Source organism: Paenibacillus sambharensis (assembly GCF_003233845.1).
Lineage (GTDB): Bacteria > Bacillota > Bacilli > Paenibacillales > Paenibacillaceae > Paenibacillus_I > Paenibacillus_I sambharensis.
The window spans coordinates 14,925-40,005 of record NZ_QKRB01000057.1 but is presented as its reverse complement, the minus strand read 5'-3'; the positions used below and the strand labels follow the sequence as shown (position 1 = coordinate 40,005).

Sequence of the window (25,081 nt, the reverse complement as noted above, 5' to 3'; positions counted from 1 at the left end):
CTATTCCCGGTATTTGTCCAGCAGTGCAGCCTCAACCTCAGCCGGTACCAAATCATGCACATTGCCCTGAAACCTGGCGATTTCCTTGACGATGCTTGAGCTTAAGTAAGAAAACTTCGGATTGGTCATCATAAAGATTGTCTCAATCTCACTGTCCAGCTGATGGTTCGTTGAAGCAAGCTGGAGCTCATATTCAAAATCCGACACCGAGCGGATTCCCCTGATAATAACGTTAGCCTGTCTGCTCTGCATGTAGCGGACCAGCAGATCCCGGAAGCTGTCAATTTCCACATTCGGCATGCTCCGTGTTACCTGGGCAAGCAGCATCTTGCGCTCTTCCACTGAGAACAGCGGATTCTTGCTTGTATTGTTAAGGACAGCCACGATCAAACGGTCGAACTGCTTCGACGCGCGCTGTATAATATCCAGATGCCCTAATGTTACCGGGTCAAAGCTCCCCGGGTAAACCGCGATTCGCTGGGGACATTCATTCTCCATCATCTGCCATGCCGCCTCTCTCGCCGCCAATCGGCCCATAGTGATATATTGCCACTGCTGTTTCACCGTACAGAGCTAGTCTGCGCTGCTGAAAATCTCCGAATGTCTCAGGGTAGCGAAATCCTGATTCATGCTCAACGACCAGGGTTGCATCCTCCGCAAGCAGGCCCCGGGCCGCCAGCTCCAGCATCAGCTCGTCCGCATTCTTCATCCGGTAAGGCGGATCAAGAAATACCAGATCGAACCGGATATCCCGCTTCTCCAGGGTGCGGATGGCACGTTCGGCCGTGTTGCAGTATATCTCCGCGTGCTCGGTCATACGTGCTGCTTCCATATTGGATTTTATAATCTCCACGCTCCGCCTGTCGCTGTCCACGAAGATCGCGAGCTCCATGCCGCGGCTGAGCGCTTCAATGCCCAGCCCGCCTGTTCCCGCAAACAGGTCCAGCGCCGTTCCTCCTTCGAAGAATGGCCCGATCATGCTGAACATGGCTTCCTTCACTTTATCTGTGGTCGGACGTGTATGGCTGCCCGGGACCGCCTTCAAGCTCCGTCCTCTGGCTTCGCCCGCAATTACTCTCACAATATTACCCCCTTGCCTGCTGCTCGCTGTCTTAGCTATCGTACCATATTTTGCACGCCGCGCAAGCGCCAGCCATGACAGCGCATATCCATGCCTTTTCCTGCGGCTTTTTATTTTTTTGAAGAGAATATGTATAAAACTGGCCGTCTCCGGCCATCCTTACATTATCGGCGTCGAGAGATGCCGTAGACAACCGCGGAGAAGACTTACGTTTCCCCATAAGCTCTTCGTCCGGTTTCTCCTCTCCCATGAAAGGGACCCCGAAAGGGGTCCCGATTTTTTTATGCCCATGCGCCTCTCTCAAGGCCTAATCGTAACTGCCGTGCCTACGCTTACGAGCTTTGACAGCTCCAGCACATCCCCGTTATGCATCCGGATACAGCCATGTGACACTTCTTTCCCAATCGATGAAGGGTCATTGGTACCGTGTATGCCGTAATGGGGCTTGGACAAACCCATCCAGAAAGCACCGAACGGGCCGCCGGGATTCTCCTGCTTGTTGACAATCGTAAATTCTCCCTGAGGGGTCTCCGTAGCCGTCCTGCCGATCCCTACAGGATACTGCCGCTCTACCCGGTCACCCTCCAGCAGATAGAGCTTGCGGTCGGACAGATCCACGATAATCCGGTATTTCGCCATCTGCATTCCTCCTCTCCGAACAGCTTATGACTGTCCGGGCCAAGCGGAGTGGGCGGCCGCTGACGCATCCCTTGTACCGTTACAGATGGCATGACAAAAAAACTCCCGGAGGGCCGTAATCCGCTGCTGCGAATTACGGCCCTCCGGGAGTTCCGGCTGCAACTGTATTAGACTATCCTATAATGGCCGCAGCATTATCTCCTGGATGAACCCGTCGAAGCCAGTCGCCGCCGCTATTCCGCTTTCGACGACTGGGTTGGATCAGCCCCCGGCTTAACCATAATAACCTGCTTGCCTGTATAGGCTACATCATAGCCAGCGGACTCTCCAACCAGACGAACCGGCGCATAGCTTCGGCCGTCTACGATGATGACCTTGCCGGCTGGTTCATACTGGATGACCAGATCCTTCTCGCCCTGGATCTTCTTGCCGACAAGACTTGTTTCGGCACCATACGCGCTGAGACTGAAGCTGATTGCAGCCCCAACCAGGATACCGACGAAGAGATAGCCCTGTTTCTTCATTATCATTTATACCTCATCTCTGGTATTTAATGTCGTTTCCTGCAGTTATCAGTTTATCATGCGTCAGGCCAGCTTGTCACCGTTTTTCCCCAAACTTTGCAGCTGTAAGGCAGCTTCATCCAGCAGGTCCATAACCTGCTTGGCATATTCAAGCAGCACCTTGCCCTGTACCGTCAATCTGACCGACCTGCCGCTGCGTTCAAACAGCTGCACTTGATACAGCTCCTCCAGCTGCTGGATATGGTTCGTTATCGTGGGCTGAGAACAATACAGCCGTCTCGCTGTTTCCGTATAAGACCTGCATTCAGCCAGCGCGATGAACGTTTGAAACCGGTCCAATGCTTTCATTAACTGTACACCTCGCTCGATAGAGTCCCGACCACTCTTATAGTGATAAAGATTATCATTATCGCTTTAGTGTGTCAATGTAATGATGCATTGCATGGTACTGCGCTGCTTGCCTGCGGCCGCAGCACTGTTCCACATTAACGAGCCTTTCGGCCGGGCTTGGCATTGCCATGCTGCTTCCGCTATCCTTAATAACAAAGGAGGGATGATCATCATGAATCAGGTGCCTAAGCTGTTAATGATGCTCGGAGCCATTCTCTTTGCTGTGGGATTGCTATGGATGCTCATCGGCAGGTATATTCCTCTGGGCAGACTGCCGGGCGACATTGCCATCGAGAAAGAGAATATAAAGTTTTACTTCCCGATTGTCACCTGCATCATCATTAGCGTCGTGCTTTCCCTGGCAGCCTACCTTGTCCGCCTGTTCCTGAAATAGCCGGGACAGGCGGGCAGGCGGCTGTCACCCCCGCACGGTGTGCCGCCGCCACCAACGGGTAACTGTCAGCCGATTCCGTAAAAAGCCTTCGTGCCCTGCAGCAAAACCGCAGCTGTTTCGGGAAGCGGCTGACCCTTTAGCGCAGCGATTTCGGCGACCACATCGGCCGCCATGGCCGGCGTCGTCCGCCGCCCCGCATACTGTCCTTCAAACGGCCACGGCCCATCCGTCTCGACCATCAGCTGTGTCAGCGGGTACTGCCTCACCAATGCCTGAATCTCCGCTTCATAGCGGACATCGGGCGTGATGGACACATAGTACCCGGCTGCGGCCATTCTTGCGACCGTCTCTGCCGGCCCCTTGAACCAGTGAAAATGCGCCCTTCTTACCCCGCAGCGCTCCAGCATATCGCAGGCTTTAGCAGCATCCTCATAGACAGCATGCAGCACGACAGGCCGGTCCAGCTCGGCTGCAAGCCGGATAAACCGCTCAAGCAGCTGCAGATAAGGCTGTTCGTCGAACCTCTCTCCTGCCGCTGCCGCTTCTGTCCGTCTGTAATAAGGAAGGCCAACCTCCCCGATTGCAAAACGTTCGCCAGCCTGGTGGCGTTCCCGGATCCATGCTGTAAGACGTTCCGTCTGCGCTTCATCCGGAACCGCCTGCTCCGGATGGTAGCCGTAGGCCGGCATCACTTGTCCGGGCCAAGCTAACGCCAGCTGCCGTGTTGCCCTGCACGACTCCAGGTTCATTGATACCGCTACGACCGCCTCCATACCAGCAGCCGCAGCATGCTGCAGCAGTCCATCCCGCTCATCATCCCTGTAGGCATCCAAGTGAATATGCGCATCAATCCACGCAAAGCCGGCATTCATCCGTGATGCTGCCACTCTGCACTCCCCCTTCGCCCGTTCATTCTCCCATCCTGCCTCAAGCTCTTCCCGTATCTGCCGTCCCATTCGCGGGCTTAAGCAGCTCATAGATCTGCTCCTTCATTTCGTTGAACAGCGGCGTACTCCACAGCCGCTCATCGCGAGGCCTGTCGAATGGTACTGGAATCTCCCGCAGCACAGAAGCAGGCTTGGCCGACAGCACCACAATCCGGTCAGACAGCAGCAGCGCCTCCTCAATGCTGTGGGTAACGAGCAGCACCGAGCGGCGGTTCTCTTCCCAGATCGACAGCAGCCACTGCTGCATCTGCATCCGCGTCAGCGCATCAAGCGCGCCGAACGGCTCGTCGAGACACATCAGCGGCTGCGGACTGAGCAGCGCGCGGATGAACGAAACCCGCTGCTGCATCCCGCCAGAGAGCACATGCGGATAAGCGTCCGCATATTCGCCGAGACCGACGCGGGCAAGCCACTGCCTGGTCTCCTTCCGTGCCGCTGCCTTCGGGACACCGCCGATCTCCAGCGCCAGCTCCACATTGGCAGCTACCGTCCGCCACGGCAGCAGCGACGCCTGCTGCGGCATATACGCGATATTCCCGCGCTCACCGGTCACCTGCCTGCCCGAGACCATGATATCTCCCGCCTCCGGTCTCATGATGCCGCCAATCATCTGAAACAGCGTGCTCTTCCCGCTGCCCGAGGGACCAAGCAGGGCGACAAACTCGCCTTCGGACACCGTGATAGACACATTGTCCAGAACCGGCATGCCGTCAAACTGCTTGCTTACACTGCGTATGTCCAGCGCATGCTCTGTCATGGCTGCAGCCCCCCTCCTTCTCCCTGCGGCTTCCACCGGACAAACCAGCGCTCGGCCGCGGCCACAAGCATATACAACAGCAGGCTGAACAGCACGATAATGCCAGTTGCCGCAAGCACACGCGCCGTGAAGAAGCCGCTTGCCGACAGCTTGATGAAATAGCCAAGGCCACTCTTCGCCCCAAGCCACTCGGCTACTATGGCCGATGTTACGCTGTAGGCGGCCGCTATTTTCATGCCCGAGAACAGATAAGGCACCGCTCCTGGAAGCTCCAGACGCCGGAACATCGTCCATCTCCCCGCCCCAATCATTGCCAGATAGTTGGCCAGCCGCGGGTCGCTCTGGCGAAGCCCGGTCATCATTGCCACCGTGACCGGAAAGAAGCATACCAGAACAATGAGAACGATTTTGGGCAGCTCGCCGAAGCCGAGCCAGATCATCAGCAGCGGGCCAAGCACGATAATCGGAATATTCTGCGACAGGATCAGCATCGGGGACAGGCCCCTGCGCGCACCAGGAACCAGATGCAGCAGCATGGAGAGCACAATACCCGCTGCCGTGCCCAGAGAGAGCCCAAGCAGCGTCCGCTGTGCCGTCGCCAGCGTATGCTCGACAAGACGCGGCCATACCTTGTCCGACAGCGCTTCCTGTACAACCTGAACCGGCGAAGGCAGCAGATAAGGCTTGATGCCGCCGTACATGACTACGCCCTGCCAGGCAAGAAGGAAAAGGAGGATGACCGCCAGCGGCGGCCATCCTCTGCGTAGCTTACTGCCCATCGGGATACTTCTCCAGCAGACGGCCCATCGAAGCGCCCTCTTTCGGATTGTAGTACAGCTTAACCTGGGAGATGACCGACGGACAGCCCATTTCTCCCATTGCCTCATTCATATCCTTGACAAGCGTCAGCAGCACGTCCATGTCGCCTTCGATGGTAGTCTCCAGCGGGCTTACGCGATACGGCAGCCGAGACGCCTTAATGATATCAATCGCCCGGTCTACATAAGGAATGACATCCTCACCGCCAGGCGTGCGCGGAATAATCTGTATACTAAGAAGTGCATTTGCCATTCATCCATCTCTCCCATCCACCGTCTGCCCAAGCGCCCGTGCGCGTTGCGGCATTCTGCTCTTACTCGGGCAGGAACTCGTTCGTAAACGCCTGCTCCGCATTAAACTCGCCCTCCAGCACGCCATGCTCGGTCATCCACTCGGCATAGCCCTGCCATACCTCCAGCTTCTGCTCGCCCCAGCGCGCGGCATCGTCCTGGTATTTCGGGCTCAGCCACTTCTGGCTGGCGCGAACCAGCTCGGCGTTCAGATCCGGCTCTGCGGCAACCAGAATATCAGCTGCTTCCTCCGGATTCTGGATCGCATAGAGGTAGCCCTCCGAGGCACCCGCCACAAATGCGCGAACAAGGTCCGGATTGTCGGCAATTAGCTGCTCGCTTGTCGCCAGCACAGGCGTATAATAATCCAGCTTGTCGCTGTAATCGGTCAGGTACACCATGTTCAGCTTCTCGCCGCGCAGCTCGGCTTCAACGCCTGTCCAGCCGTAATAGATCCACTGAAAATCAATGTCACGCTCAATTGCCGTGAAGAAGTCTGCATCGCCTACGCTGACGATATCGACCTTCGACACATCGGCGCCCTCCTGCTGCATCAGCGAGTCAATTACGGCCTCTTCCACCGGCGCGCCCCATCCGCCGTAGGTCTTGCCTTCAAAATCCTTCGGCGACTTGATGTTCAGCGCTTCAGGCGAAGCAAATCCGGATGTATTGTGCTGAATAACCGCCGCTACCGATACGACCGGCACCCCGTTCGTGCGTGCCATCGTCAGCTGCTCCTGGTAGCTCACGCCAAATTCCGCGCTGCCTGTGGCAACCATCTGCTCGGCCCCGCCCTCACCCGGCTGAACGATCTCTACATCAAGGCCGTGATCACGGAAGAATCCCTTGTCACGCGCTACATACAGACCTGTGTGATTCGTATTCGGCGTCCAGTCCAGCACGACACGCACCTTCGTCAGCGGCTTGTCCGCTTCCCCCTGCTGCTCCTGCTGCGCATTGCCCTCGCCTGTATTCTCTCCGGCCGTATTGCCTCCGCCCGAATTCCCGCCGCAGCCTGCCATCAGCAGCATCAGTGCCAGCAGTGCCAGACCCCATTTCATTCCCTTAAGCTTCTTCCCGTACAGCATGCTGTTTCCCCTCTCTGTCTTGTAAGCTTGTCTCGACAACCCATGCAAAAAAAGACGTCTCCCGATCCGGGAGACGCCGTGTTCACGTATTCATCAGGAGACTGCTGCCGCGAAAGCCTTCTTCGCATGCGGAAGCCCTGCGGCGGCTGTACCGCCATCTTTCCTACGCTGGCATTACCCAGATCAGGTATAAGGGTCGGTATCATTCGTCGCGCTTCTCTACGGGATACCCTCTCAGCCGGCCTGCCCAGCTCCCCTGGTTGCTGCATATTAGTTGTTGTCATGCCCTATTATAACAAACCATTCGAAAAAATCCACATATCTCCGATATTTCCTGCCCCCCTGGACTTATGCTCATGCGTGGCGGCGATGCCCCGCGTACGATAAAGCATGCATCAGGAAGGGAGTTTTCAACCATCATGACAATGCTAGGCAAAGCCATCGTAACCGGCGGCGCAGGCTTTATCGGCTCTCATCTGACCGATGCCCTGCTTGCCGCCGGAACGGAAGTTCATATAATCGACGACTTATCATCCGGTGACTGGCTGCGGGCCAGCCCGAGGGCGCGCCTTCACCAGCTGGACGTCTGCGGCCCCGAGGCCTGCCGTACAGCAGCAGCCATCAAGCCAGATGTCATTTACCACCTCGCCGCTCAGGCTGATGTGCAGCGTTCCATCCAGAATCCCGGGCTTGACCTCTCGGTTAATGTCCAGGGCACCATCAACATGCTGGAAGCCTGCCGCTTGGCCAGCGGCTGCAAGCTCGTCTTCGCCTCCACCTCCGCTGTCTACGGCGATCTTGCCAAGAATATCCTTACCGAGGATGATCCAGCCCGGCCCATCTCCTTCTATGGGCTCTCGAAGCTGACAGCTGAGCACTATATCCGCCTGTACGCCCGTCTGTTTGGCGTACCGTACACCATTCTTCGTTACGGCAATGTATTCGGCCCCCGCCAGACAGCCAAGGGGGAAGGCGGAGTGGTCGCCGTCTTCATGGACCGGGTTGCCGCGGGCGAGCCGCTTGGCGTGAACGGCGACGGCGAGCAGACCAGGGATTTCATCTATGTTGCCGATATCGTGCAGGCCAATCTCGCCGCCGCCTCACGTGGTGACGGGGAGACGCTGCATGCCAGCACAGGGCATCCGACCTCTGTCAATACGCTGATCCGGCTGCTGGAAGAGCTTCATCCTGCAGGTGTCAGCGCGCAGTACCGCCCCGCCAAAGCCGGTGACATCCGTCACAGCTGCCTGTCCACGAACCACGCAGCCGCCTGTCTTGGCTGGAGCCCCGCCTATTCCTTCGCAGAAGGAATTGAGGAGACCTACCGTGCCCGGATGAACGCCAGACGCCGATAAACAAGAAGCAGCCTTGATCACTGCCTCCCGGCCTGTGATCAAGGCTGCTTCTTTGCGTCTTTCTTCCCTGTTCTTCTTACTCTTCCTTCCAGCAAGAACGGCCCCTTAATCCGGGCGCGCCCTTCCGCCGACTGGACCGTGAGGTAGAAGTGCTCCGCAGAGCCGCTGGCCTCCACAGCGAAAGTCTCCGTTGTTTTCGCTTCCTGAAAGCAGTTCTCGGTGGTCCAATACACAACCGGACCATCCTTCGAGCCGTGCCGCACGGCGACCTCCAGCTCACCTGTATCCCACTCCACCGGCTTCTCCCAGCCTATCTCCAGCCGCAGCAGTATGCGCTCTCCCGAGTCTACCGGGAATAACGAAACCGAGGTCAGCACGACTTCTGCCTCTCCAATATCAAACGCCGGGAAGCTCCCTGCCGGCGCTCCCACCTTGTGATAACGCTGAATCACAAGCAACACTGCCCTTCGTATGGTTAAATAGTTTGCAGCATGCCAAGGAAATGGCTGCCGTATGCCGCGGGGGCAAACCCCTGCCTCACATGCTGCTCGGCCCCCGCCCGGATCCGCTCCCGCAGCAGCATATCCTCCATCAGCTCACGCGCTTCACGCACGGCATGCGCGATGTCGCCAAGCCTGTAGAACTTGCCGGTCTGGTTATGATAGATCGAGGTTGAGACCCCGTCGGAATTGGTGGAAAGGACCGGGCAGCGGCAGCTCATCGCTTCAAGCACCGCATACGGCGCCCCCTCGACCTTGGACGTCGAGCACAGAAAACCGCCTGAATCACCTACTCTTGAGAAGTAATACTGCATCTCGGCATGCGGCACGTTCGTCCGGATAGTCAGCCGCTGACTGAGCCCGAGCGAATCGACCAGCTGAACAAACTGCTCTCTCTCAGCCGGTATAGCCAGATTCGGATCCTCGAACATCCACATCTGCAGGTCGCCGTAGACCTTGCTCAACTGATGGCCGATATGCAGAAACTCCCGCCAATTCTTGTTGTCCTCGATTCTGCCCAGCCATGCGATAACCGGCGCCCCCGGCTTCGGGCCCGGACGGTAGGTGAACTGGGCGGCATCAAAGCAGTTATTAAACTGAAATCTCGGAATATGCGGGTACAGCTCCTGAAACAGCGCGCTGATATGCGGCGTCTGCGGATTAAGGAGTGCGGAGGCATGGGCATTAATGACAGGCATTGCGTCAGTCAGCTGCTGCCGGGCCACCTCCTTCGGGCCGTATCCCTGAATTTCCAGTATGAGCTTGCCGCCGAAGCCGAGCAGCCGAAGCCTCTGCAGGCTCTTGTGATCGGTCGTCACCACAATGGCATCATAGTTTCCTGAATCCAGAATATGCTTGATCGCAATATCGTTCTTCGTTACGTGAACCGGAAAATCAGCCGGGTTTTGCAGACCCGCTCCCCATCCGTAGTACAGACATTCCGCATGGACGCCAAACTGCCGCAGCAGCCGGCAGCGCTGCCGGTTCAGCGTATCAACCCCGCCGCTTGGCACGTAATAAACGAACAATACTTTCATCAGTTCCTCGTTCCCTCCCTCGCCGTGCAGTCCTCTGCCGCTACTATATAGTTGGCTAGTGCATTCTGGTAAAGTCTTCCTGTGTAAACACGGCTACAACGGCTCCGTGATTCTTGACATGCGCCGTAATTCCGGTGGTGTGGAACGTATGATAATTCGTTACGAGCAGCAGACCGAAGGACGAATACTGCGTCATCAGCCCCGGGATGCTCATAACCGCGCCAACCGGCACGTGAATGAGCCCCACATGAAACACTCCCTCCGGCTTATAGCCGTGGATCAGCATCTCATACGGCTCAGCCCCGATATTCGATACGGTCAAGTCCACGCTTTCAATATAACGGGAATCCACCTTGGTATACGGTGCGGCCTCCAGACGAAATACGGACATGCTGTCTCTCCCTCCCGCTTGCATTTCTTCTACATCCTATGCTTCGTCCGTGCAGGCCGCAAGGGCATACCGTCAGGTCCAGTTACCCATATCCGGCAGGCAGGCACCATCTGTCCATACAAGCCGGCCGCCGTCTTCATTATATAAAGCAGGAGCATTACGCTTATCAGCCAGGAAAGAAAGGAGAGAGCTTTCATGCAGCTGAAGAGACTAAGAGGGACGTACGACGCCATATTCAGCCTGGGGCACCTGTGTATCGCCGGCATTCAGCTGGAAAAGATGGGGCTGCGCCCATTCGCAGGACCGCTGGATTGGATGTCATCGCCGAGGTTGTCTGATGTTAACCGGCTCCTTGCAAGCCGCTTTGCCGGCTTTATGGACTATCCTCATCTTGTACTGGCCGGCCGGGCCAGTGACAAGCTGTACCTTGTGAAAGAGACGGAGTATAACATATACTCCAACCATGATTTTTTTACGCACAACAATTTCCCGCCCCACTTCGCCGCGTATCCGGAGATTAAGGCAAAATACGACCGCCGGGTTGCGCGTTTTCTTGATAAATGCTCGGTATGCCGGCGAATGCTGTTTATCCGCACAGAGGGCACATGCGAGGAGGCGAGGAAGCTGGAGGAAGTGCTGTCCGGGCTTGTAAAAGGGGATTTCCGCGTGCTGCTTGTCAACCATGCCCCTGTCGAAGGCATAACACCGCTTGACTGGCAGCTAGAGCGCATTGCGGCCGTTCAGCTCCCAAATTGCAGCGACATTCTGCAGGGCAACAGCCGTTATTGGGCGAAGCTGCTGGAAGGAATCCGGGTAGCGCCGCAGTAACCCGCTTGCATAACCAATAGTCTGCCGCCATTAAACAGGGGCTCCCCATGCCGGGAAGCCCCTTCTATTTGCATGCTGCTGCGTGCTTCAAGCCCGCTTCTGGGAAAGGACCGGCAGATCCGGCACCATATACCCCTTCGGCAGGTTTGCAAAAATTTGATTCCAGTACGCATAATCCACAAGCTGCTCAGGCGTACTGGTCTGGACAGCAAAAATCCGGTTGTACAAATCCCCCATCACCATAAATGCCTCCTGCTGCATCCGTTATCCCCCCCTCTACCGCCCGCTTCGTACACGCTCATACACCGCCAGAAGCCGCTCCATCATTCGGCTCATGGACCAGTGCCGTTCCGCCCACTGCCTCGCATTTCGGCCAAGCTCCTTCCGGTAGCCATCATTCTCCAGCAGCATGGCAAGCTGATTGGCCAGGGTACCGGAATCCCCTGCCGGACTGATAAGTCCGGTCCTGCCGTGCTGCACCATCTCTGGCAGCCCGCCTGCGGTCGACACCAGCGCAGGAATCCCTGAGACCTGAGCCTCCATGACGGAGAACGGCTGGTTATCCTGAATGCAGGAGTGGACAAAAATATCCGAGTGCTGCAGCAGCGCCGGCACATCGCTGCGCTGCCCCAGGAACTGAACCTCCTCGTGCAGGGCAAGCTTCGCCTTCATCTGCTCCAGTGCCTGACGCTGGTCGCCATCCCCGACAATCCAGCATACCCAGTCATTTCGGGTCTGCTTCAGAATGCCAAGCGCAGCCAGCAGCACATCTACGCCTTTCACAAATACAAGCCGTGCGGGACAGATGATCACCTTCTTGCCGGGGGGCCTATGGTAGGGCGTGCCAAGTGAAGCTTTGCGGCGGAAGGTGCCGATATCGAGGCCGTAAGGAAACACGTCCATGCGCTCCTCTGGCACACCGAACTGATGCACAAGAAGCCGCTTCTGCCACTGGTTCGCTGTCACGGTTCTTGTGCCCGAGGATGCTCCGTGATGCTCCAGCGACTCAAAATATTTCCAGGCCGGCGAGCTTTCCGTCACGCCGAGCTGCGGATTCAGCTGAAAATGCAGCATATGCTCCACTGCAACTGAACCATGCACATGCGCCACCAGAGGCGCATCCGGCTTGATCCGGCGGATGGCCCGGGCCGCGAATATATCCTGGGCGTGAATAATATCGTAGCCTTCGACGCCTATGCAGGCCGCCCCCAGCTCGAAGCAGTACCGCTCCAGCTCATAGAAGCGGATGACAGGATCTTGAAGCTGCGGATAATGTGCCCTGTCCAGCTTCTTCTCCAGCAGCGGCAGCAGGACTGATTTCTGTATTGCCTGATTCCGTGTCACGTTATGGACCTTGCTGTTGTGAGGACCATGGCCCATCATATCCACCGTGTGTCCTCTTGCCTCCAGCTCCCGCTTCAGCTGCTGCATGTAGTTCCACACCCCGCCTACATGGGGGACTGCCCAAAACGTGCAGAGCAAAATGTTCATACCTCACGTCCTTTCTCACCGCCATGCGGCCCTGATTCCAGTAGTACACTATATTAGCCTCGCTCCAGCCGGGGCACGACGGTTGAACCCCTTGGCCGGCCCAAAATGTTATGTCCGCTATGTAGAAGGGCAAGCCCCCTGCAAAAGGGGCCTTGCCGAACCGGAGTTTAGTTCGAGTATCCGGCTGCCGTGAAGCTGACCGGACCAATAAGATCTACCTCGGCTGCTGGATCTGCAGACGTAAATGCCAGAACAACCGTGTAGATGTGGAAGGCTGCAGGAGGCAGATAGTCTGCACCTGAAAATGACAAGAGCTGATTAACGCCATCATCAAAGTTTTCGATTACCTGGTAGATTGGAACGCCATCTCGGAGGACAGTAGCTGTTACACCCACTGGATCGGTAGCATCAACATCAAATCCTGCTGTGAAATCAAAGTGAACCTGCGCATTGGGACCTGCACCTGTGAGGTTTAAACCTAGTGTAGCGACCTGCGTACCGGCAGCAGAGACAGGAGTAGTTGTTGCTGTCGGAAAGCTGCGTGCTTGGCTGAGCTGAGCATCAAGAAAACGGTTTGCCATTGAAAATCATCTCCTTTTCGTTTGATAGTGTATCTTATGAGACAGGACTGCTCAGGGATTGGACGGGCCGCCTGATATATGCCTGATTTTGGTAGAAAAGGCTGTTATCTCATAGATTGCTAGAGCATCTCTGTCATAGAATGAACCGGCTTACATGGCATACAAGTTTTTCCGGTTGCATAGGGAACAGATGTTCGTTATATAATAAGAACGAAACCGATGCCCGGCTGGAGGTTGGTCAACATGTCCTCGTCGCCCCTGCAAACTGAAGAAGAAATACAGCTTATTAAAGAGTACATCCTCCTTCCTGTCATGTTCGATGTGCTCGAGCGGGATATCCAGACGATGGATACGCTGCGTCTAAAGCTGCCTCACTTCTATATCCGCAGCCTTCAGGCGGTTCAGAAGACGGTGCTGATGCGGCAGATTGCACTGCGGAAGGAGCTTGCGAACCGCGGGCTGAAAGTGATTCATGAGGAAAGGCGGACAGCCTGCCTGCGGGCACGCTACCTGTGCCGCGGCTATGAGCATAAGATGGACCTGATGTGGGAGATCGTGAAGGCCGAAATCGAGGTGGCGCTGGCAGCGCATTTTCAAATCAGCGGCGAATAAGGAGGCAGGGTCAGCGTGGGAGCAAGGGACAACCGGATTATTTTCCTGGCAGACTGCCAATCCTTCTATGCTTCGGTTGAAAAAGCCGCCAACCCGGCTTACCGGGGCAAGCCGCTCGTCGTTTCGGGAGACCCGTCACGCAGAAGCGGCATTATACTGGCCGCATGCCCGCTCGCCAAATCAGCCGGCATTGTGACCGGAGAGGCGCTCGGTGAAGCACAGCGCAAATGTCCCGGCCTGGTCGTTATGAAGCCGCGAATGCAGACGTATATCCAGGTCTCCCTGCAGATTACCTCGATCCTCGAATCTTATTCGGATCTGGTCGAGCCGTTCAGCATTGACGAGCAGTTCATGGACGTCACGGCCAGCCTCAAGCATTTCGGCTGCTCGGCAGCCGAGCTGGCGGCACATATTCAGATGCGGATTCTTCATGAAACCGGGATTTACATAAGGGTGGGCATCAGCCATAACAAGATTTTGGCGAAGATGGCCTGCGATAATTTTGCGAAGAAGAACGGCACCGGAGTATTTGAGCTGACAGACGCTAATCTGGATGAGCTCTGGCAGTGCTCTCCCCATAAGATGTTCGGCGTCGGCAGCCGTACAACGAACCACCTGGCCAGGATCGGCATTACCACTATCGGACAGCTTGCCCGGACGCCTCTCCCCGAGCTCAAGCAGCGGATGAAGCGGTATATGAAGAAGAACTGCGATATATGGAGCGAGGTGCTGTGGCGCACGGCGAACGGCTATGACGATTCTCCGGTTACGCCGGATGCCTTCAGCAGGCAGAAGGGAATTGGGCGGCAGACTACGCTTCCTGTCGATTACCGCAAGCCGGAAGACATTGACGTCATCCTGGGCGAGCTTGCCATGCTCATCTGTCGGCGCGCCAGAGCCAAGGGATACATGGGCAGCGTCGTGCATGCCGGGGCGCAGGGGGCGGATTTTGACCAGCCGGGCGGCTTCTCCCGCCAGATCAAGATCCTGGAGCCGACCAACATTACCCGCGAAGTCTATGCCGCTGCCCGGCAGCTGTTCGACCGGCACTGGGATCGGCAGCCCGTACGGAAAATCTGGCTGTCGCTCGACCAGCTGCAGGATGATTCGGTCCACCAGCTCTCCCTGTTCGGCGACCGCGAGCGAATCATGCAGCTCGAATCGGTTATGGATGAGCTTCAGGACGCCTTCGGACCAGCAGCCGTCTTCTATGGCTCGTCCCTGAAGCAGTCCAGCCAGCTGAAATTTTTGAATGCCAAGATCGGAGGACATTACAAGTGAAGAAGCTGACAGGCAACGGTCTTTGGGAATCCTCCCGCATGATGCTGTTCGAGCATCGCGATTCGCTGCTCGACCGGGAAGCGGGCAAGACGAAGAAGCGCCGCCCCGAGCTTGATGAGCAGCATCTGGAGGTTATAGCTGAGCAGATTAGCGCCGCCTATACAGGCAGACAGACGCTGCATGCCACGCTTTACGAAGAGTACGGGGAGCGGCAGCTTAGCGGGAGCGTTACAGGGGTAGATCCCCTGCGGCAGAGAGTGCGGATCGGCGACAGCTGGATTCCTGTCGCTGACATTCTGGAAGTACGCATAGAAGATGCCACAGGAGATGATGCGGAGAATGGCGTGTAGGAATTCCCGCATGTACGGGCGCGGCCGCACTCCCGGACTCCCGCTGCCATTACAACCGTGAGCGTGCCACACCAATTTCTTGGGCTGTTAAGACTGCCATCTCGACCTTGCTTAGGCCAAACCCGTATTCATTCGTCATCTCAAAGCTGAGCGGCATCCGCAGCTCCCCGAAGTAAGGGGTAACCGCACTTGAAGCAGCGAACCAGTCTCCCGGCTCTGCCGGGTCCGCGCTGCAATCCGGCCAGGCATCCGCAAGCCGGGGACTGTACAGCGCCTCAGCCTGCGGGCGCAGCCTGAGGCCCGACAGCCTTTCCCGGTAAGGGCGCTGCGGGGGACCGTGACGCAGCGGGGCAAACAGGTGAGGCGCATAGTCCGACCGGGAGCCAGTATGCCTGACCTGCCGTGCAAACTGGTGTACGCCCTCCCGCACCTCCGGGATACCGAACAGCATGGCATACAGCCGTTTGCCAAACTCGATTCGCTCCTTCAAGCTGCCGAAGCTTTCCAGCACAAGCCCAGCAAGCCGCAAATCTGAGCCCCGCTGGCGCCCGTCCTGCTTTTCCAGATAAGCAGCAGGTTCAAGATGATAGGGAAAGACCACCTGATTCAGCTGCAGCAGCGACTGCATGCCGAAGAACAGGGTGCCAAGAACCTTCTTCTGATAATAAGGATGCTGTACAACCCGCTTTTCGATCACATGCTGCTCATTCACAATAAGTGAAATCGTCAGCGGTACAGGATCTCGGCGGCGCCAAAACTGGGCCCAGACCGGCTGCATAAACCGGGAGACGCCGAAGGCCGGCAGCAGGCGCGACAGATCCCGTCCGTACCGCAGGCTTGCCTCATAGAGCAGCAGCTGTGGATAGGCATCCCCGAAGATCAGCCAGTTGGCCCGCTCCAGGAACTGAAACGTCGGCTCGCGCTTGTCAAGGCCCAGCAGCCGGGGCAGCCACTCCCCCTGCAGGTCCGTCATATTCCAGCCGCCATTGCGGGAAACCATATGGGCGAGCATGGCCCAGTGAAGCTCGGGGCAGCGCGAATATACCGCCCGGTACGCTTCGGTTCGGGTGACATTATTCCGGTTGTGGCGCTGTGTCTCCCCACGAATCCGGTGAATGATTGCATCATAGGCATCGCCCGGCAGATCCGGCGGATACCACAGGGAAGCAGCGGGGCCGTTCTCCGCCTCTTCTTCTGTCAGGGTGCCAAGCGGAGCAGCGGCTTCAAGCCAGACGGACGGGGCTGCCTGACCAGGCAGAAGCAGCTGCTTCCATGCAGCCGCCAGCTCCTTCACAGCCGTTCTGTCCAGCTTCAGGGGTTCGGCAGCCTTGGTCATGGTATGGGAAGCAGACAAGCCCTTCCATTTCCCAAGGACGTAACGGCCTACCGCCTGCGGCCAGCCTGTCAGCCGGTCCAGCCAGCTGGAGCCCTCCTGCTGTCCGCTGCTGCGCTTATTGAATTCATTCACGATTACATCCCCCCGTCCAGCACTGCCGTTGTCATCCTGCCTTAAAGCCTCTCCTATACCCAGTATCTACCTTCAGCCTATTCTTAAACGTTCTGGAGGGTGAAGCAGCCAGTCTGGCAGTATCCTCTCTGACAGGAGGGCCGCCGGGTGGTATACTTATCCTGTGAAATTTCTTTGTCCGCATGGGCACATTTTTATTGACAGAGGGGGAGAAGCTTGTGTGCGGCAGGTATACGATAACCGTTACACTCGAAGAACTGATGGCCCACTACTTAATTGAAGAGAGCCGCTTCCCTCGTTACGAGCCGAGATACAACGTCGCGCCGGGACAGCTCATTCCTGCCATCATCCACGATGGCGAGCGCAATCGTCTGGGCGGGCTGAAATGGGGTCTTATTCCCTCATGGGCACAGGATGAGAAGATCGGGAGCCGTATGCTTAACGCCAGATCTGAAACAGCGGCAGTGAAGCCAGCCTTCCGGCAGGCGCTCCGTCAGAGGCGCTGCCTGATACCAGCGGACGGCTTCTACGAATGGCAGCAGGTGGCCGGCGGCAAGCAGCCGATGAGAATTATCAAAGCGGACGGCGGCCTGTTCAGCATGGCCGGCCTGTATGAATCCTGGGTTGCCGAGGATGGCCGCAGGGTGAGCAGCTGCACCATTCTGACTACGGCACCGAATGAGCTGATGGCGCCAATCCATGACCGTATGCCCGTCATCCTGCAGCAAGAGGACGAGCCTCTCTGGCTGGACCGGCAGGTCCAGAGCCCTGAAGCCCTTCAGTATCTGTTCAAGCCCTATCCTGCGGAGCAGCTGAAAGCCTATCCGGTCAGCACGGCTGTGGGCAGTGTCCGCCAGGATGATCCAACCTGTATTGAGCCGCTTTAAGGCAGGGACCCGTCACCCCTCGTTGTTGCCCCCGGCCCTCCTTAATGAAGCATCGCACCGGCATAGAGCATACAAAAGCCGCTTCAGCAGCCACCCTCCCGGATGGCCGCCGAAGCGGCTTTTAAATGTTATGGAAACATGCGGCTTTATTCAGCGGAACATGCTCCACAGCTTGAGGAGATGAAACGTATTATTCGGATCAATCTTCTGACCGAGCACGAAAGCCACCATCTGCTCTTGCTGTGTCTCGGTCAGCGGCTCATTGAGAATAACCGCAACCGAACGGATCAGCCGCTTTACCTTCGCCTTGTCCTGAAGATCCGCTTTGGTCAGTCCCTGCAGCAGCGCCTTCACGCGCTCCTTGGCAGCCGGGTGCTTCATCTTCGTCTTTACACGGCCGACCAGCTCAGGCCGAATGCCATACTTTTGGTAACTCAACTTGGGGCACCTCCATCCGATTTCACAAGCAATCTGTAAAAGGATATGCGGCCCCCGTGCCATTGTTGCCTACAGGCCCCTTAATCAAGCAATTCGCCCTGAAAAATCTGCTCCCGCATTAAATACTGGTGAAGGGCCGTATAATCCGGCCGCTCCCAAAAGTCAGGCTGCGTCACCATCTCGGCCGCGTCATCGCGCGCCGTCTCAAGTACGGCAAAATCGGCCGCCATATCCGCTACTTTAAACTCCGGCAGCCCGCTCTGCTTCGTGCCGAAGAAATCCCCCGGACCCCGGAGCTCCAGGTCACGGCGAGCGACCTCGAAGCCGTCGTCGGTCTCTGTCATCACCTGCATCCGCTCCCGTCCCGTCTCCGATTTGGGGTCAGCTACCAGCACGCAGAACGACTGATGGCCGCCGCGCCCAACCCGGCCGCGCAGCTGGTGCAGCTGGGAGAGGCCGAACCGCTCCGCATCCATAATGATCATAAGCGTAGCATTCGGTACGTCGACACCCACCTCAATGACCGTGGTCGCAATCAGGACATGCGTCTCGGCTTCACTGAACAGCCTCATGACCTCCTCCTTCTCGGAGGCCGGCAGCCGGCCGTGCAGCAGCCCGACCTTAAGGTCCGGGAAGGCCTGCTGCAGCTGGATGTGCAGATCAATGGCATTCTGCACATCCAGCTTGTCGGATTCTTCAATAAGCGGACAAATGACATAAGCCTGCCGCCCCTCTCCGACTTCACGCCGGATGAAGCCAAGCACCCGGTCGAGCATCTCATGCTTGACCCAGTAAGTCTTGATCGGCTTCCGTCCCTGCGGCCGCTCCTTGATCGTGGAGACATCCATATCGCCAAATGCTGTAATGGCCAGCGTACGCGGGATCGGCGTCGCCGTCATCGTCAGCACATCAGGGTTCATGCCCTTGCGCCGCAAGATGCTCCGCTGATTGACGCCGAATCGGTGCTGTTCATCGGTTACAACGAGACCAAGACTCCGGAAGAATACATCCTCTTGTATGAGTGCATGTGTGCCGACCACAATATCGATAAGACCCATCTGCAGACCTGCCAGTATTTCCCGGCGCCTGCGCTCGCCGAGGCTGCCGGTGAGCAGAGCGATCTGTATGCCGTACGGACTGAACAGCTTGTCCAGCGTGCGGCCATGCTGCTCGGCCAGAATTTCAGTCGGCACCATCAGAGCCCCCTGATGGCCGGACTTTACAGCAGCATAGAGCGCGACCGCCGCTACGACTGTTTTGCCTGAGCCCACGTCGCCCTGGAGCAGCCGGTTCATACTGTAAGGCTGCCGCATATCGTACATAATTTCATTAATTACTTTCTTCTGGGACTCGGTCAGCTCGAAGGGCAGTCCCTTGACAAAGGAGCGGATCGTCTCATTGTCTGTCGTATGCGTCACACCATCCGCCTTGCCGCGTGTCTGCGCGCGGAAGGCATGCAGCTTCAGCTGAAACAGAAACAGCTCCTCATAAACCATACGGCGTCTAGCCGCCTGGCCCTCCACGGCATCACCGGGCAGGTGCATGCGCATAACAGCCTCCCTGCGCGGGATAAGCTGATACTTGGATGTGAGCACATACGGCAGCACTTCGGGAATCATGGATCCATACTGTTCCAGAGCTTGTTTGATTGTCTTCCGCATCCAGCTCTGGGTAATGGCGCCGCCCACCGAATAAACAGGCTGCAGCGTTCCGGTCTTGGCCGTCCCTTTATCAGGAAACTCGGAATCCGTTACCGTAACCTGCCGCCGGTTCTGATCCCATTTGCCCGTAATGGTGATCTCCCTGCCCGGAGTCAGCTGACTCTGCAGGAAATTCCGGTTAAACCATACGGCTGTGAGCAGCATATGGTCCACTGCCACTCTGCAGGATAGACGGGATTTCCCGCGTCCATACCGCTGAAGCGAAGGCGTGCTCATAATTTTACCCTGGACAGTAGCCTTCTCCCCATCTTTCACTTCCGCCAAATCCCGTACCCGGTAATCCTCATACCGGAACGGAAAATAGTCCAGCAGATCGGCTACGGTCTGAATGCCAAAGGCGTGAAGCTCCTGTTCCTTCTGAGCGCTCACGCCTTTGATCTGCCGGACGGCAATCTCATGTAATGCCGTCGTCATATGAAACCTCACACCTTATAAGCGAACACGGCTGCAGTACCCGGACCGACATGCGTCCCAATAACGGCGCCGATTGTCGTAAAATTAACTTCCTTGACTTTGAATCGTTCTTTGATCAGGTTCAGCATCTCCATCGCAGGTGCTTCATCACTCGTCCAGGCCATCACCAGATTAAGCTCCGATCCTGCACCGAAATCCCGCTCAAGCAGCTCCATAATGCGCAGCATCGCCTTTTTCTGGCCCCGCACCTTGTCCACCGGCGCCACGTAGCCCTCTTCGTCAATCGTCAGGATCGGCTTAATATTCAGAATGGAGCCGAATAATGCCGCGGCCCTTCCAATCCGTCCGCCCCGCTGAAGATATTCCAGCGTGTCCACTAGGAAGTACAGCTCCAAGGTGGCAGCAATGCACTCGACCTCTGCCAGGATCTCTTCCTTCGAACGGCCTTCACGAGCCATCTCCGCAGCACGGACGACGAGAACTCCGAAGCCTGATGAAGCAGACTTCGTATCGATGATTGTAATATCAGCGTCGCGCTCCAGCAGTGACTTGCCCAGCACTGCGGACTGATACGTGCCGCTGAACTGGGAGCTTAGATGGAACGAAATAATTTGAGCTTCCGGGTCCTCGGCCAATATCCGTTCGAAAGCCTCCATGAATTCGACCGGCGATGGCTGAGACGTTGTCGGGAGGACAGGCGAAGCTGACAGCATATCATAGAACTGCCCCGCTTCAAGCGTCACAGCATCCAGATAAGACTGATCGCCAAACAGCACCTTCAAGGGCACCATCTCAATTCCCAGCTTCTCCCGAACCTCACGAGGCACGTCGGATGTGCTGTCTGTCACAATTTTTACTGCACACATAGGAAAGCCACTTCTTTCTTCCGGCTGAGCCGTTATTCAACTGCTATCAGATACGGGTACAGCGGCTGTCCGCCAGGGTGGACCTCAAGCTCTGCATCCGGGTATTCCGCTTCGATCCAGCTAACCAGCCTGTTCGTGTCCTGCTCGGCAGCATCCTGTCCGGTCAGCAGCGTAATTAATTCCCCGCCATCCTCCATCATACGGGTAATCAGGCCCCGGCACGACTCCTGAAGATCTTCCGAGCTCGAGACGATCTCCTTCTCCCGAATCCCGATATAGTGACCTTCGCGGATAGTCAGGCCATCCATCACGGTATCGCGGACTGCGAGCGTAACCTGCCCGGACTGCACATCTCCGGCAGCCCTCGTCATGCGCTCTGCGTTGCGTTCCGCCGATTCGTCCTCGTTGAAGGCCAGCAGTGCAGCCATTCCTTGCGGAATCGTCTTGGTTGGTATGACGGTTACATTCCGCTCACTCAGCTCTGCCGCCTGCTGGGCAGTCAATATAATATTGGAGTTATTAGGAAGAAGATATATGTGTTCCGCACTAAGCGAGTGAATCGCTTGTACGAAGTCCTCCGTGCTTGGATTCATGGTCTGTCCTCCGGACAGCACCACATCTACATTATTGCCGCTGAATATATCCGAAATGCCCTGGCCCATTGCTACTGCGATAATACCAAACGGGGCAAATTCATGCACCTCTTCAGGTGGAACCCCCTGCACGGGCGCTCCTCCGGTCAGCACTTCTGGAGCCGCCCACTCCGGCATGGCTCCGTCATGGCCGAAAGCCCGGTTCGCCTCGTCAGTCTGTTCCTCAGTTACATTGCCCTCATGCTCCAGCAGATCCCTGTGCTGTTCCCGCATATTGAGAATCCGGATATCAGTCAGCTCCCCATAGGGCAGTGAAAGATTGAGCACATCTCCCGGCTTGCGGGAATGCACGTGAACCTTAATGATATCGTCATCAGCAATAACAATGATCGAATCCCCGTCTTTGGCAAGTGCGCGTCTGAACCAGGATTCGTCAAACTTCATCGCATTTATGCTGCCGAGCTGCCGGTTAATGAAGAATTCCATGTCATACAGGAACTCGATGGACTCTGTCTCCAGTCTAGACTGGGCGGTCGCGCCTGCCTGCGGCTGTCTGGATACTGCCCTCTTCGGGGCTGCAGCCGGAGCAGATGCGGGAGCCTCTTTCACAGGCAGCTCAACATGTATACCGGACAGACTTTCTACAAATCCTTCATATATAAATACAAGGCCTTGACCGCCTGAATCCACAACACCAACCTGTTTGAGCACCGGAAGCATGTCAGGTGTCCGCTGCAGCGCCTCATGGGCTTTGGCATGAACCTCCTGCATAAGCTGAGGCACATCGTCCGTACGCCGTGCGATCGTAACCGCATGCTTGGCCGCCTCCCGGGCAACCGTAAGAATCGTTCCTTCAACCGGCTTGACCACCGATTTGTAGGCCATATCCACACCTTGCTGAAGAGCGGCCGCAAATTGGACGGGACTTACCTCATCCAGATTGGCCACACCGCGTGCAAAACCGCGAAACAGCTGAGACAAAATAACACCCGAGTTGCCCCGCGCGCCCATAAGCAGCCCCTTGGACAGCGCCTCCGCCGCCTTCCCGACAGAATCGGAAGGCCGGGCACGGAGTGCCTCTGACCCGGACCGCATGGTCAAATTCATGTTCGTTCCTGTGTCCCCGTCAGGGACAGGGAATACATTCAATGCGTTAACGTGCTCCGCGTTACGCTCCAGATGCTCGGCGCCCAAGAGCGCCATCCGCATAAAATCTGTTCCGTTAATAAAGCGCTTACCCACCGGATAACCCCCTACCGAGATACACGTACGCCTTGGACAAAAATATGGACATGGTCAACCTGCAGGCCAACCACTTCATTCAGCACATATTTAACTTTCGATTGAATATTGTGCGCAACTTCCGATATTTTGGTTCCGTAGCTTACGATGATGTACAAATCAATATGAAGCTGCTCGTCTTCCCGGCGGACTTCCACACCACGGGACAGGTTCTCCCGCCCAAGCAGCTCGGCAATGCCATCCTTTAATTGTTTACGGGACGCCATTCCGACGAGTCCATAACATTCCATGGCTGCAGATCCGGCAATCACGGAGATTACCTCATCTGTTACGTTAACGTTTCCGAGCGCGGTATCGAACTGCAATGGCATGGAAGATCACTCCTTTGTATATGTATTATGGACTAATCCCCATTGTACTATAAAAAAAAGCGACATTGAAGTCTAATCCGCTCTTTGACTTCATTTTTCTACGGTTTCCTCATTCTGGCTGGCTGCCGCGCCCCGTTATCATCTTTCAAGAAAGATATAGTGGATTTTCATAATCTGCTGTGATATGATATTCAAGTGTTTATTTGCAGCGGTCTCTAGCTTTGAAGGAGGTGTATTTCATGTCTCGCAAGTGTTACGTAACAGGCAAAGCGCCGGGTTCGGGCAACCACGTTTCCCACGCTAACAACAAGAACCGTCGTACTTGGGGCGTTAACGTCCAGAAGGTTCGCATCATGGTTGACGGCAAGCCGAAGCGCGTATGGGTAAGCACCCGCGCTCTGAAATCGGGTAAAATTACTCGCGTATAATGGTTTTTGCACGCCATAGACAAAAAGCACCTGACTTGTTCAGGTGCTTTTTATTTGCACGACGCGGCCGTTGGGGAGCTTTCATCGTTCCGGCCTACGGCCGTTGGAGGAAAGGCTCCTGGCGTTAATTTTTTTGGAATGTGTTCAGAATCGCTTTCACGACACCACCCAAAAACTTCGGCAGCTTGATCGTGTAAAATTTCATGCTCCTTCCCTCCTTAGGCACGCTCATCATCAGCTTTCTGTCTATCATATACGCACAGAACAAAAATGGTTACACGAGAACTGCACTCATGTAACCATCCTATGCGCCCTAAGGAAGTCCTATTCCAAATGAACAACCATCAAGCCCGCCTGTTCAAGATCAAGCCGGCACTTCGTCCAGCATGCCGTTCGCATACATAATAATAACACCAATCATAATGAAGAACACAATGAAGATAACGGAAAGCACAATCATCCCAATCCGCAGCCCAATGCTGTCATACTTGCCAAAGAACCGGATGCCGAGCAGCAGCGCGCCAAGCGAGAACACGAACCGGATAAGACCGGGTATAAAAGAGAACACGGCGAGCAGCAGCCCGATCACCGTGCTGTACCCCAGCATCCAGAAGATGTTCTTCCACTTATTGTCCTCGAGCGGCTCCATCACCCTCTCAGCTCCGCAATTGCCGCCGTGCGATCAGCACGGCTGAATATCGCGTTCCCTGCCACCAGCACATCAGCTCCGGCTTCCTTTACGAGCTTTGCCGTTTCCCCGTTGATTCCGCCATCAACCTCAATATGTACTTCCGTTCTGCCCCGTTCGTTCAGCATCTGGCGGATCTGACGGATTTTGGCCGCCGAGTGCGGAATATAAGCTTGTCCGCCAAATCCGGGGTTCACCGTCATACAGAGCACCAGATCCAGATCGTCCAGCAGATGCTCAATGACCTGAATCGGAGTCGAAGGATTCAAGGCGACACCGGCAGGCAGTCCAAGCTCCTTCACCATATGCACGACACGATGCAGATGAACACAAGCCTCCGCATGAATCGTGATCCGGTCGGCACCCGACCGGGCGAAGTCGGCAATATACCGTTCAGGCTGCTCAATCATCAAGTGTACGTCAAAAGGCAGCTTGGTTGCGCTGCGAACTGCATCCACAACAAGCGGCCCGAATGTAATATTGGGAACGAAATGGCCGTCCATGATGTCAACATGGATCCAGTCAGCCCCGCTCTTGTCCACATCTCGGATGTCATCCGCCAGCCGGGCAAAATCAGCTGACAGGATTGACGGAGCAATTATTGTCATCA

Annotated in this window: 33 protein-coding genes and 1 riboswitch; of the genes, 8 read left to right on the top strand and 25 right to left on the bottom strand. The window is 56.3% G+C overall.

All coding sequences use genetic code 11. The features are described from left to right. The 5 genes from coaD to DNH61_RS21780 all read right to left on the bottom strand — a co-directional run bounded on the left by coaD (position 1) and on the right by DNH61_RS21780 (position 2,592). Positions 1–501, bottom strand: a complete 501-nt coding sequence (coaD, locus tag DNH61_RS21805; RefSeq protein ID WP_111148952.1) for a pantetheine-phosphate adenylyltransferase — start codon at positions 499–501, stop codon at positions 1–3. Next, complete coding sequence (gene rsmD, locus DNH61_RS21800; protein ID WP_111148951.1) at positions 488–1,081, bottom strand: 16S rRNA (guanine(966)-N(2))-methyltransferase RsmD; 594 nt, start codon at positions 1,079–1,081, stop codon at positions 488–490. The genes coaD and rsmD overlap by 14 nt, the downstream gene beginning before the upstream one ends. Before the next feature lie 300 nt (positions 1,082–1,381). Beyond that, positions 1,382–1,720, bottom strand: coding sequence for a L,D-transpeptidase (locus DNH61_RS21790; protein WP_111148949.1), 339 nt, complete (start codon positions 1,718–1,720; stop codon positions 1,382–1,384). 233 nt (positions 1,721–1,953) lie between these two features. Then, on the bottom strand, positions 1,954–2,244 hold the full coding sequence (locus DNH61_RS21785) for a hypothetical protein (protein ID WP_111148948.1): 291 nt from the start codon (positions 2,242–2,244) through the stop codon (positions 1,954–1,956). A 63-nt stretch (positions 2,245–2,307) separates the two neighbouring features. Beyond that, a complete protein-coding gene (locus tag DNH61_RS21780; RefSeq protein WP_111148947.1) occupies positions 2,308–2,592 on the bottom strand; it encodes a LysR family transcriptional regulator in 285 nt (94 codons plus the stop codon). A 214-nt stretch (positions 2,593–2,806) separates the two neighbouring features. Between DNH61_RS21780 and DNH61_RS21775 the strand changes: the two genes are divergently transcribed. Next, positions 2,807–3,028 (top strand): DUF2905 domain-containing protein, encoded by a 222-nt coding sequence (locus DNH61_RS21775; RefSeq protein ID WP_111148946.1) that lies wholly within the window; start codon positions 2,807–2,809, stop codon positions 3,026–3,028. Between the two features lie 65 nt (positions 3,029–3,093). On the opposite strand, the gene DNH61_RS21770 is transcribed toward DNH61_RS21775, so the two are convergent. The 5 genes from DNH61_RS21770 to DNH61_RS21750 form a co-directional block, all read right to left on the bottom strand. Further along, positions 3,094–3,900: a TatD family hydrolase gene (locus DNH61_RS21770; RefSeq protein ID WP_111149375.1), complete on the bottom strand. Its 807-nt coding sequence runs from the start codon at positions 3,898–3,900 to the stop codon at positions 3,094–3,096. A gap of 55 nt (positions 3,901–3,955) precedes the next feature. Next, positions 3,956–4,732, bottom strand: coding sequence for an ABC transporter ATP-binding protein (locus DNH61_RS21765; protein ID WP_111148945.1), 777 nt, complete (start codon positions 4,730–4,732; stop codon positions 3,956–3,958). Further along, complete coding sequence (locus DNH61_RS21760; protein WP_111148944.1) at positions 4,729–5,511, bottom strand: ABC transporter permease; 783 nt, start codon at positions 5,509–5,511, stop codon at positions 4,729–4,731. Before DNH61_RS21760 ends, DNH61_RS21765 begins: the two co-directional genes overlap by 4 nt. Further along, a complete protein-coding gene (locus DNH61_RS21755; RefSeq protein WP_111148943.1) occupies positions 5,501–5,803 on the bottom strand; it encodes a thiamine-binding protein in 303 nt (100 codons plus the stop codon). The genes DNH61_RS21760 and DNH61_RS21755 overlap by 11 nt, the downstream gene beginning before the upstream one ends. A 61-nt stretch (positions 5,804–5,864) precedes the next feature. Next, a complete protein-coding gene (locus DNH61_RS21750) occupies positions 5,865–6,902 on the bottom strand; it encodes an ABC transporter substrate-binding protein (protein ID WP_111149374.1) in 1,038 nt (345 codons plus the stop codon). 170 nt (positions 6,903–7,072) lie between these two features. Beyond that, positions 7,073–7,197: riboswitch (TPP riboswitch) on the bottom strand. Positions 7,198–7,348: 151 nt separating this feature from the next. Here DNH61_RS21750 and DNH61_RS21745 point away from each other — a divergent pair. Continuing rightward, a complete protein-coding gene (locus DNH61_RS21745; protein ID WP_245948291.1) occupies positions 7,349–8,284 on the top strand; it encodes an NAD-dependent epimerase/dehydratase family protein in 936 nt (311 codons plus the stop codon). Between the two features lie 38 nt (positions 8,285–8,322). On the opposite strand, the gene DNH61_RS21740 is transcribed toward DNH61_RS21745, so the two are convergent. From DNH61_RS21740 to DNH61_RS21730, 3 genes are read right to left on the bottom strand one after another with little or no spacing between them, the layout of a single operon-like run. Then, positions 8,323–8,736 (bottom strand): hypothetical protein, encoded by a 414-nt coding sequence (locus DNH61_RS21740; RefSeq protein WP_146241117.1) that lies wholly within the window; start codon positions 8,734–8,736, stop codon positions 8,323–8,325. Between the two features lie 23 nt (positions 8,737–8,759). Beyond that, positions 8,760–9,821, bottom strand: coding sequence for a glycosyltransferase family 4 protein (locus DNH61_RS21735; RefSeq protein ID WP_111148941.1), 1,062 nt, complete (start codon positions 9,819–9,821; stop codon positions 8,760–8,762). 55 nt (positions 9,822–9,876) lie between these two features. Continuing rightward, on the bottom strand, positions 9,877–10,212 hold the full coding sequence (locus tag DNH61_RS21730; protein WP_111148940.1) for a hypothetical protein: 336 nt from the start codon (positions 10,210–10,212) through the stop codon (positions 9,877–9,879). 195 nt (positions 10,213–10,407) lie between these two features. On the opposite strand from DNH61_RS21730, the gene DNH61_RS21725 reads away from it, so the two are divergent. Beyond that, positions 10,408–11,040 carry a DUF1796 family putative cysteine peptidase gene (locus tag DNH61_RS21725; protein WP_111148939.1) on the top strand — a complete coding sequence of 211 codons (633 nt, stop codon included), beginning with the start codon at positions 10,408–10,410 and terminating at the stop codon, positions 11,038–11,040. An 87-nt stretch (positions 11,041–11,127) separates the two neighbouring features. On the opposite strand, the gene DNH61_RS26510 is transcribed toward DNH61_RS21725, so the two are convergent. The 3 genes from DNH61_RS26510 to DNH61_RS21715 all read right to left on the bottom strand — a co-directional run bounded on the left by DNH61_RS26510 (position 11,128) and on the right by DNH61_RS21715 (position 13,112). Further along, positions 11,128–11,301 (bottom strand): hypothetical protein, encoded by a 174-nt coding sequence (locus tag DNH61_RS26510; RefSeq protein ID WP_181438821.1) that lies wholly within the window; start codon positions 11,299–11,301, stop codon positions 11,128–11,130. A gap of 15 nt (positions 11,302–11,316) precedes the next feature. Beyond that, the gene (locus DNH61_RS21720) at positions 11,317–12,531 is read right to left on the bottom strand and encodes a glycosyltransferase family 4 protein (protein WP_111148938.1); all 1,215 of its coding nucleotides are present in this window, start codon (positions 12,529–12,531) and stop codon (positions 11,317–11,319) included. A 167-nt stretch (positions 12,532–12,698) separates the two neighbouring features. Then, the gene (locus tag DNH61_RS21715; RefSeq protein WP_111148937.1) at positions 12,699–13,112 is read right to left on the bottom strand and encodes a hypothetical protein; all 414 of its coding nucleotides are present in this window, start codon (positions 13,110–13,112) and stop codon (positions 12,699–12,701) included. 243 nt (positions 13,113–13,355) lie between these two features. Between DNH61_RS21715 and DNH61_RS21710 the strand changes: the two genes are divergently transcribed. The 3 genes from DNH61_RS21710 to DNH61_RS21700 are packed head-to-tail and all read left to right on the top strand — an operon-like array spanning position 13,356 to position 15,355. Continuing rightward, a complete protein-coding gene (locus DNH61_RS21710; protein ID WP_111148936.1) occupies positions 13,356–13,724 on the top strand; it encodes a YhjD family protein in 369 nt (122 codons plus the stop codon). 15 nt (positions 13,725–13,739) lie between these two features. After that, positions 13,740–15,005 carry a DNA polymerase IV gene (locus DNH61_RS21705; protein ID WP_111148935.1) on the top strand — a complete coding sequence of 422 codons (1,266 nt, stop codon included), beginning with the start codon at positions 13,740–13,742 and terminating at the stop codon, positions 15,003–15,005. Beyond that, positions 15,002–15,355: a YolD-like family protein gene (locus DNH61_RS21700; protein WP_111148934.1), complete on the top strand. Its 354-nt coding sequence runs from the start codon at positions 15,002–15,004 to the stop codon at positions 15,353–15,355. Before DNH61_RS21705 ends, DNH61_RS21700 begins: the two co-directional genes overlap by 4 nt. Before the next feature lie 49 nt (positions 15,356–15,404). Here the strand turns inward: DNH61_RS21700 and DNH61_RS21695 are convergent, their stop codons facing one another. After that, entirely contained in the window at positions 15,405–16,823 is a 1,419-nt protein-coding gene (locus DNH61_RS21695; protein ID WP_245948290.1) for a DUF2515 domain-containing protein, read from the bottom strand. 218 nt (positions 16,824–17,041) lie between these two features. Here DNH61_RS21695 and DNH61_RS21690 point away from each other — a divergent pair, with 218 nt between their 5' ends. Beyond that, the gene (locus DNH61_RS21690; RefSeq protein ID WP_111148933.1) at positions 17,042–17,710 is read left to right on the top strand and encodes an SOS response-associated peptidase; all 669 of its coding nucleotides are present in this window, start codon (positions 17,042–17,044) and stop codon (positions 17,708–17,710) included. Positions 17,711–17,860: 150 nt separating this feature from the next. On the opposite strand, the gene DNH61_RS21685 is transcribed toward DNH61_RS21690, so the two are convergent. The 5 genes from DNH61_RS21685 to DNH61_RS21665 all read right to left on the bottom strand — a co-directional run bounded on the left by DNH61_RS21685 (position 17,861) and on the right by DNH61_RS21665 (position 23,355). After that, positions 17,861–18,148 carry a stage VI sporulation protein F gene (locus DNH61_RS21685; protein ID WP_111148932.1) on the bottom strand — a complete coding sequence of 96 codons (288 nt, stop codon included), beginning with the start codon at positions 18,146–18,148 and terminating at the stop codon, positions 17,861–17,863. Positions 18,149–18,228: 80 nt separating this feature from the next. Next, on the bottom strand, positions 18,229–20,283 hold the full coding sequence (gene recG / locus DNH61_RS21680; RefSeq protein ID WP_111148931.1) for an ATP-dependent DNA helicase RecG: 2,055 nt from the start codon (positions 20,281–20,283) through the stop codon (positions 18,229–18,231). A gap of 8 nt (positions 20,284–20,291) precedes the next feature. Further along, positions 20,292–21,149, bottom strand: coding sequence for a DegV family protein (locus tag DNH61_RS21675; RefSeq protein ID WP_111148930.1), 858 nt, complete (start codon positions 21,147–21,149; stop codon positions 20,292–20,294). A 32-nt stretch (positions 21,150–21,181) separates the two neighbouring features. Next, on the bottom strand, positions 21,182–22,984 hold the full coding sequence (locus DNH61_RS21670; RefSeq protein WP_111148929.1) for a DAK2 domain-containing protein: 1,803 nt from the start codon (positions 22,982–22,984) through the stop codon (positions 21,182–21,184). A gap of 11 nt (positions 22,985–22,995) precedes the next feature. Then, positions 22,996–23,355, bottom strand: a complete 360-nt coding sequence (locus DNH61_RS21665; protein WP_111148928.1) for an Asp23/Gls24 family envelope stress response protein — start codon at positions 23,353–23,355, stop codon at positions 22,996–22,998. Positions 23,356–23,594: 239 nt separating this feature from the next. On the opposite strand from DNH61_RS21665, the gene rpmB reads away from it, so the two are divergent. Next, positions 23,595–23,783, top strand: coding sequence for a 50S ribosomal protein L28 (gene rpmB / locus DNH61_RS21660; RefSeq protein ID WP_111148927.1), 189 nt, complete (start codon positions 23,595–23,597; stop codon positions 23,781–23,783). Positions 23,784–23,907: 124 nt separating this feature from the next. Here the strand turns inward: rpmB and spoVM are convergent, their stop codons facing one another. The 3 genes from spoVM to rpe all read right to left on the bottom strand — a co-directional run bounded on the left by spoVM (position 23,908) and on the right by rpe (position 25,079). Beyond that, the gene (spoVM, locus tag DNH61_RS21655) at positions 23,908–23,988 is read right to left on the bottom strand and encodes a stage V sporulation protein SpoVM (protein ID WP_111148926.1); all 81 of its coding nucleotides are present in this window, start codon (positions 23,986–23,988) and stop codon (positions 23,908–23,910) included. Between the two features lie 159 nt (positions 23,989–24,147). Beyond that, positions 24,148–24,435: a hypothetical protein gene (locus tag DNH61_RS21650; RefSeq protein ID WP_181438820.1), complete on the bottom strand. Its 288-nt coding sequence runs from the start codon at positions 24,433–24,435 to the stop codon at positions 24,148–24,150. Next, the gene (gene rpe, locus DNH61_RS21645) at positions 24,432–25,079 is read right to left on the bottom strand and encodes a ribulose-phosphate 3-epimerase (protein ID WP_111148924.1); all 648 of its coding nucleotides are present in this window, start codon (positions 25,077–25,079) and stop codon (positions 24,432–24,434) included. Before rpe ends, DNH61_RS21650 begins: the two co-directional genes overlap by 4 nt. Between the last annotated feature and the right edge of the window lie 2 nt (positions 25,080–25,081).

Coding starts and splice junctions, on each gene's coding strand:
- coaD (WP_111148952.1), bottom strand. CDS start 501: ATGATGGAGAATGAATGTCCCCAGCGAATCGCGGTTTACCCGGGGAGC.
- DNH61_RS21790 (WP_111148949.1), bottom strand. CDS start 1,720: ATGGCGAAATACCGGATTATCGTGGATCTGTCCGACCGCAAGCTCTAT.
- DNH61_RS21785 (WP_111148948.1), bottom strand. CDS start 2,244: ATGAAGAAACAGGGCTATCTCTTCGTCGGTATCCTGGTTGGGGCTGCA.
- DNH61_RS21780 (WP_111148947.1), bottom strand. CDS start 2,592: ATGAAAGCATTGGACCGGTTTCAAACGTTCATCGCGCTGGCTGAATGC.
- DNH61_RS21775 (WP_111148946.1), top strand. CDS start 2,807: ATGAATCAGGTGCCTAAGCTGTTAATGATGCTCGGAGCCATTCTCTTT.
- DNH61_RS21770 (WP_111149375.1), bottom strand. CDS start 3,900: ATGAATGCCGGCTTTGCGTGGATTGATGCGCATATTCACTTGGATGCC.
- DNH61_RS21765 (WP_111148945.1), bottom strand. CDS start 4,732: ATGACAGAGCATGCGCTGGACATACGCAGTGTAAGCAAGCAGTTTGAC.
- DNH61_RS21760 (WP_111148944.1), bottom strand. CDS start 5,511: ATGGGCAGTAAGCTACGCAGAGGATGGCCGCCGCTGGCGGTCATCCTC.
- DNH61_RS21755 (WP_111148943.1), bottom strand. CDS start 5,803: ATGGCAAATGCACTTCTTAGTATACAGATTATTCCGCGCACGCCTGGC.
- DNH61_RS21750 (WP_111149374.1), bottom strand. CDS start 6,902: ATGAAATGGGGTCTGGCACTGCTGGCACTGATGCTGCTGATGGCAGGC.
- DNH61_RS21745 (WP_245948291.1), top strand. CDS start 7,349: ATGACAATGCTAGGCAAAGCCATCGTAACCGGCGGCGCAGGCTTTATC.
- DNH61_RS21735 (WP_111148941.1), bottom strand. CDS start 9,821: ATGAAAGTATTGTTCGTTTATTACGTGCCAAGCGGCGGGGTTGATACG.
- DNH61_RS21730 (WP_111148940.1), bottom strand. CDS start 10,212: ATGTCCGTATTTCGTCTGGAGGCCGCACCGTATACCAAGGTGGATTCC.
- DNH61_RS21725 (WP_111148939.1), top strand. CDS start 10,408: ATGCAGCTGAAGAGACTAAGAGGGACGTACGACGCCATATTCAGCCTG.
- DNH61_RS26510 (WP_181438821.1), bottom strand. CDS start 11,301: ATGCAGCAGGAGGCATTTATGGTGATGGGGGATTTGTACAACCGGATT.
- DNH61_RS21720 (WP_111148938.1), bottom strand. CDS start 12,531: ATGAACATTTTGCTCTGCACGTTTTGGGCAGTCCCCCATGTAGGCGGG.
- DNH61_RS21715 (WP_111148937.1), bottom strand. CDS start 13,112: ATGGCAAACCGTTTTCTTGATGCTCAGCTCAGCCAAGCACGCAGCTTT.
- DNH61_RS21710 (WP_111148936.1), top strand. CDS start 13,356: ATGTCCTCGTCGCCCCTGCAAACTGAAGAAGAAATACAGCTTATTAAA.
- recG (WP_111148931.1), bottom strand. CDS start 20,283: ATGACGACGGCATTACATGAGATTGCCGTCCGGCAGATCAAAGGCGTG.
- DNH61_RS21675 (WP_111148930.1), bottom strand. CDS start 21,149: ATGTGTGCAGTAAAAATTGTGACAGACAGCACATCCGACGTGCCTCGT.
- DNH61_RS21665 (WP_111148928.1), bottom strand. CDS start 23,355: ATGCCATTGCAGTTCGATACCGCGCTCGGAAACGTTAACGTAACAGAT.
- rpmB (WP_111148927.1), top strand. CDS start 23,595: ATGTCTCGCAAGTGTTACGTAACAGGCAAAGCGCCGGGTTCGGGCAAC.
- spoVM (WP_111148926.1), bottom strand. CDS start 23,988: ATGAAATTTTACACGATCAAGCTGCCGAAGTTTTTGGGTGGTGTCGTG.
- rpe (WP_111148924.1), bottom strand. CDS start 25,079: ATGACAATAATTGCTCCGTCAATCCTGTCAGCTGATTTTGCCCGGCTG.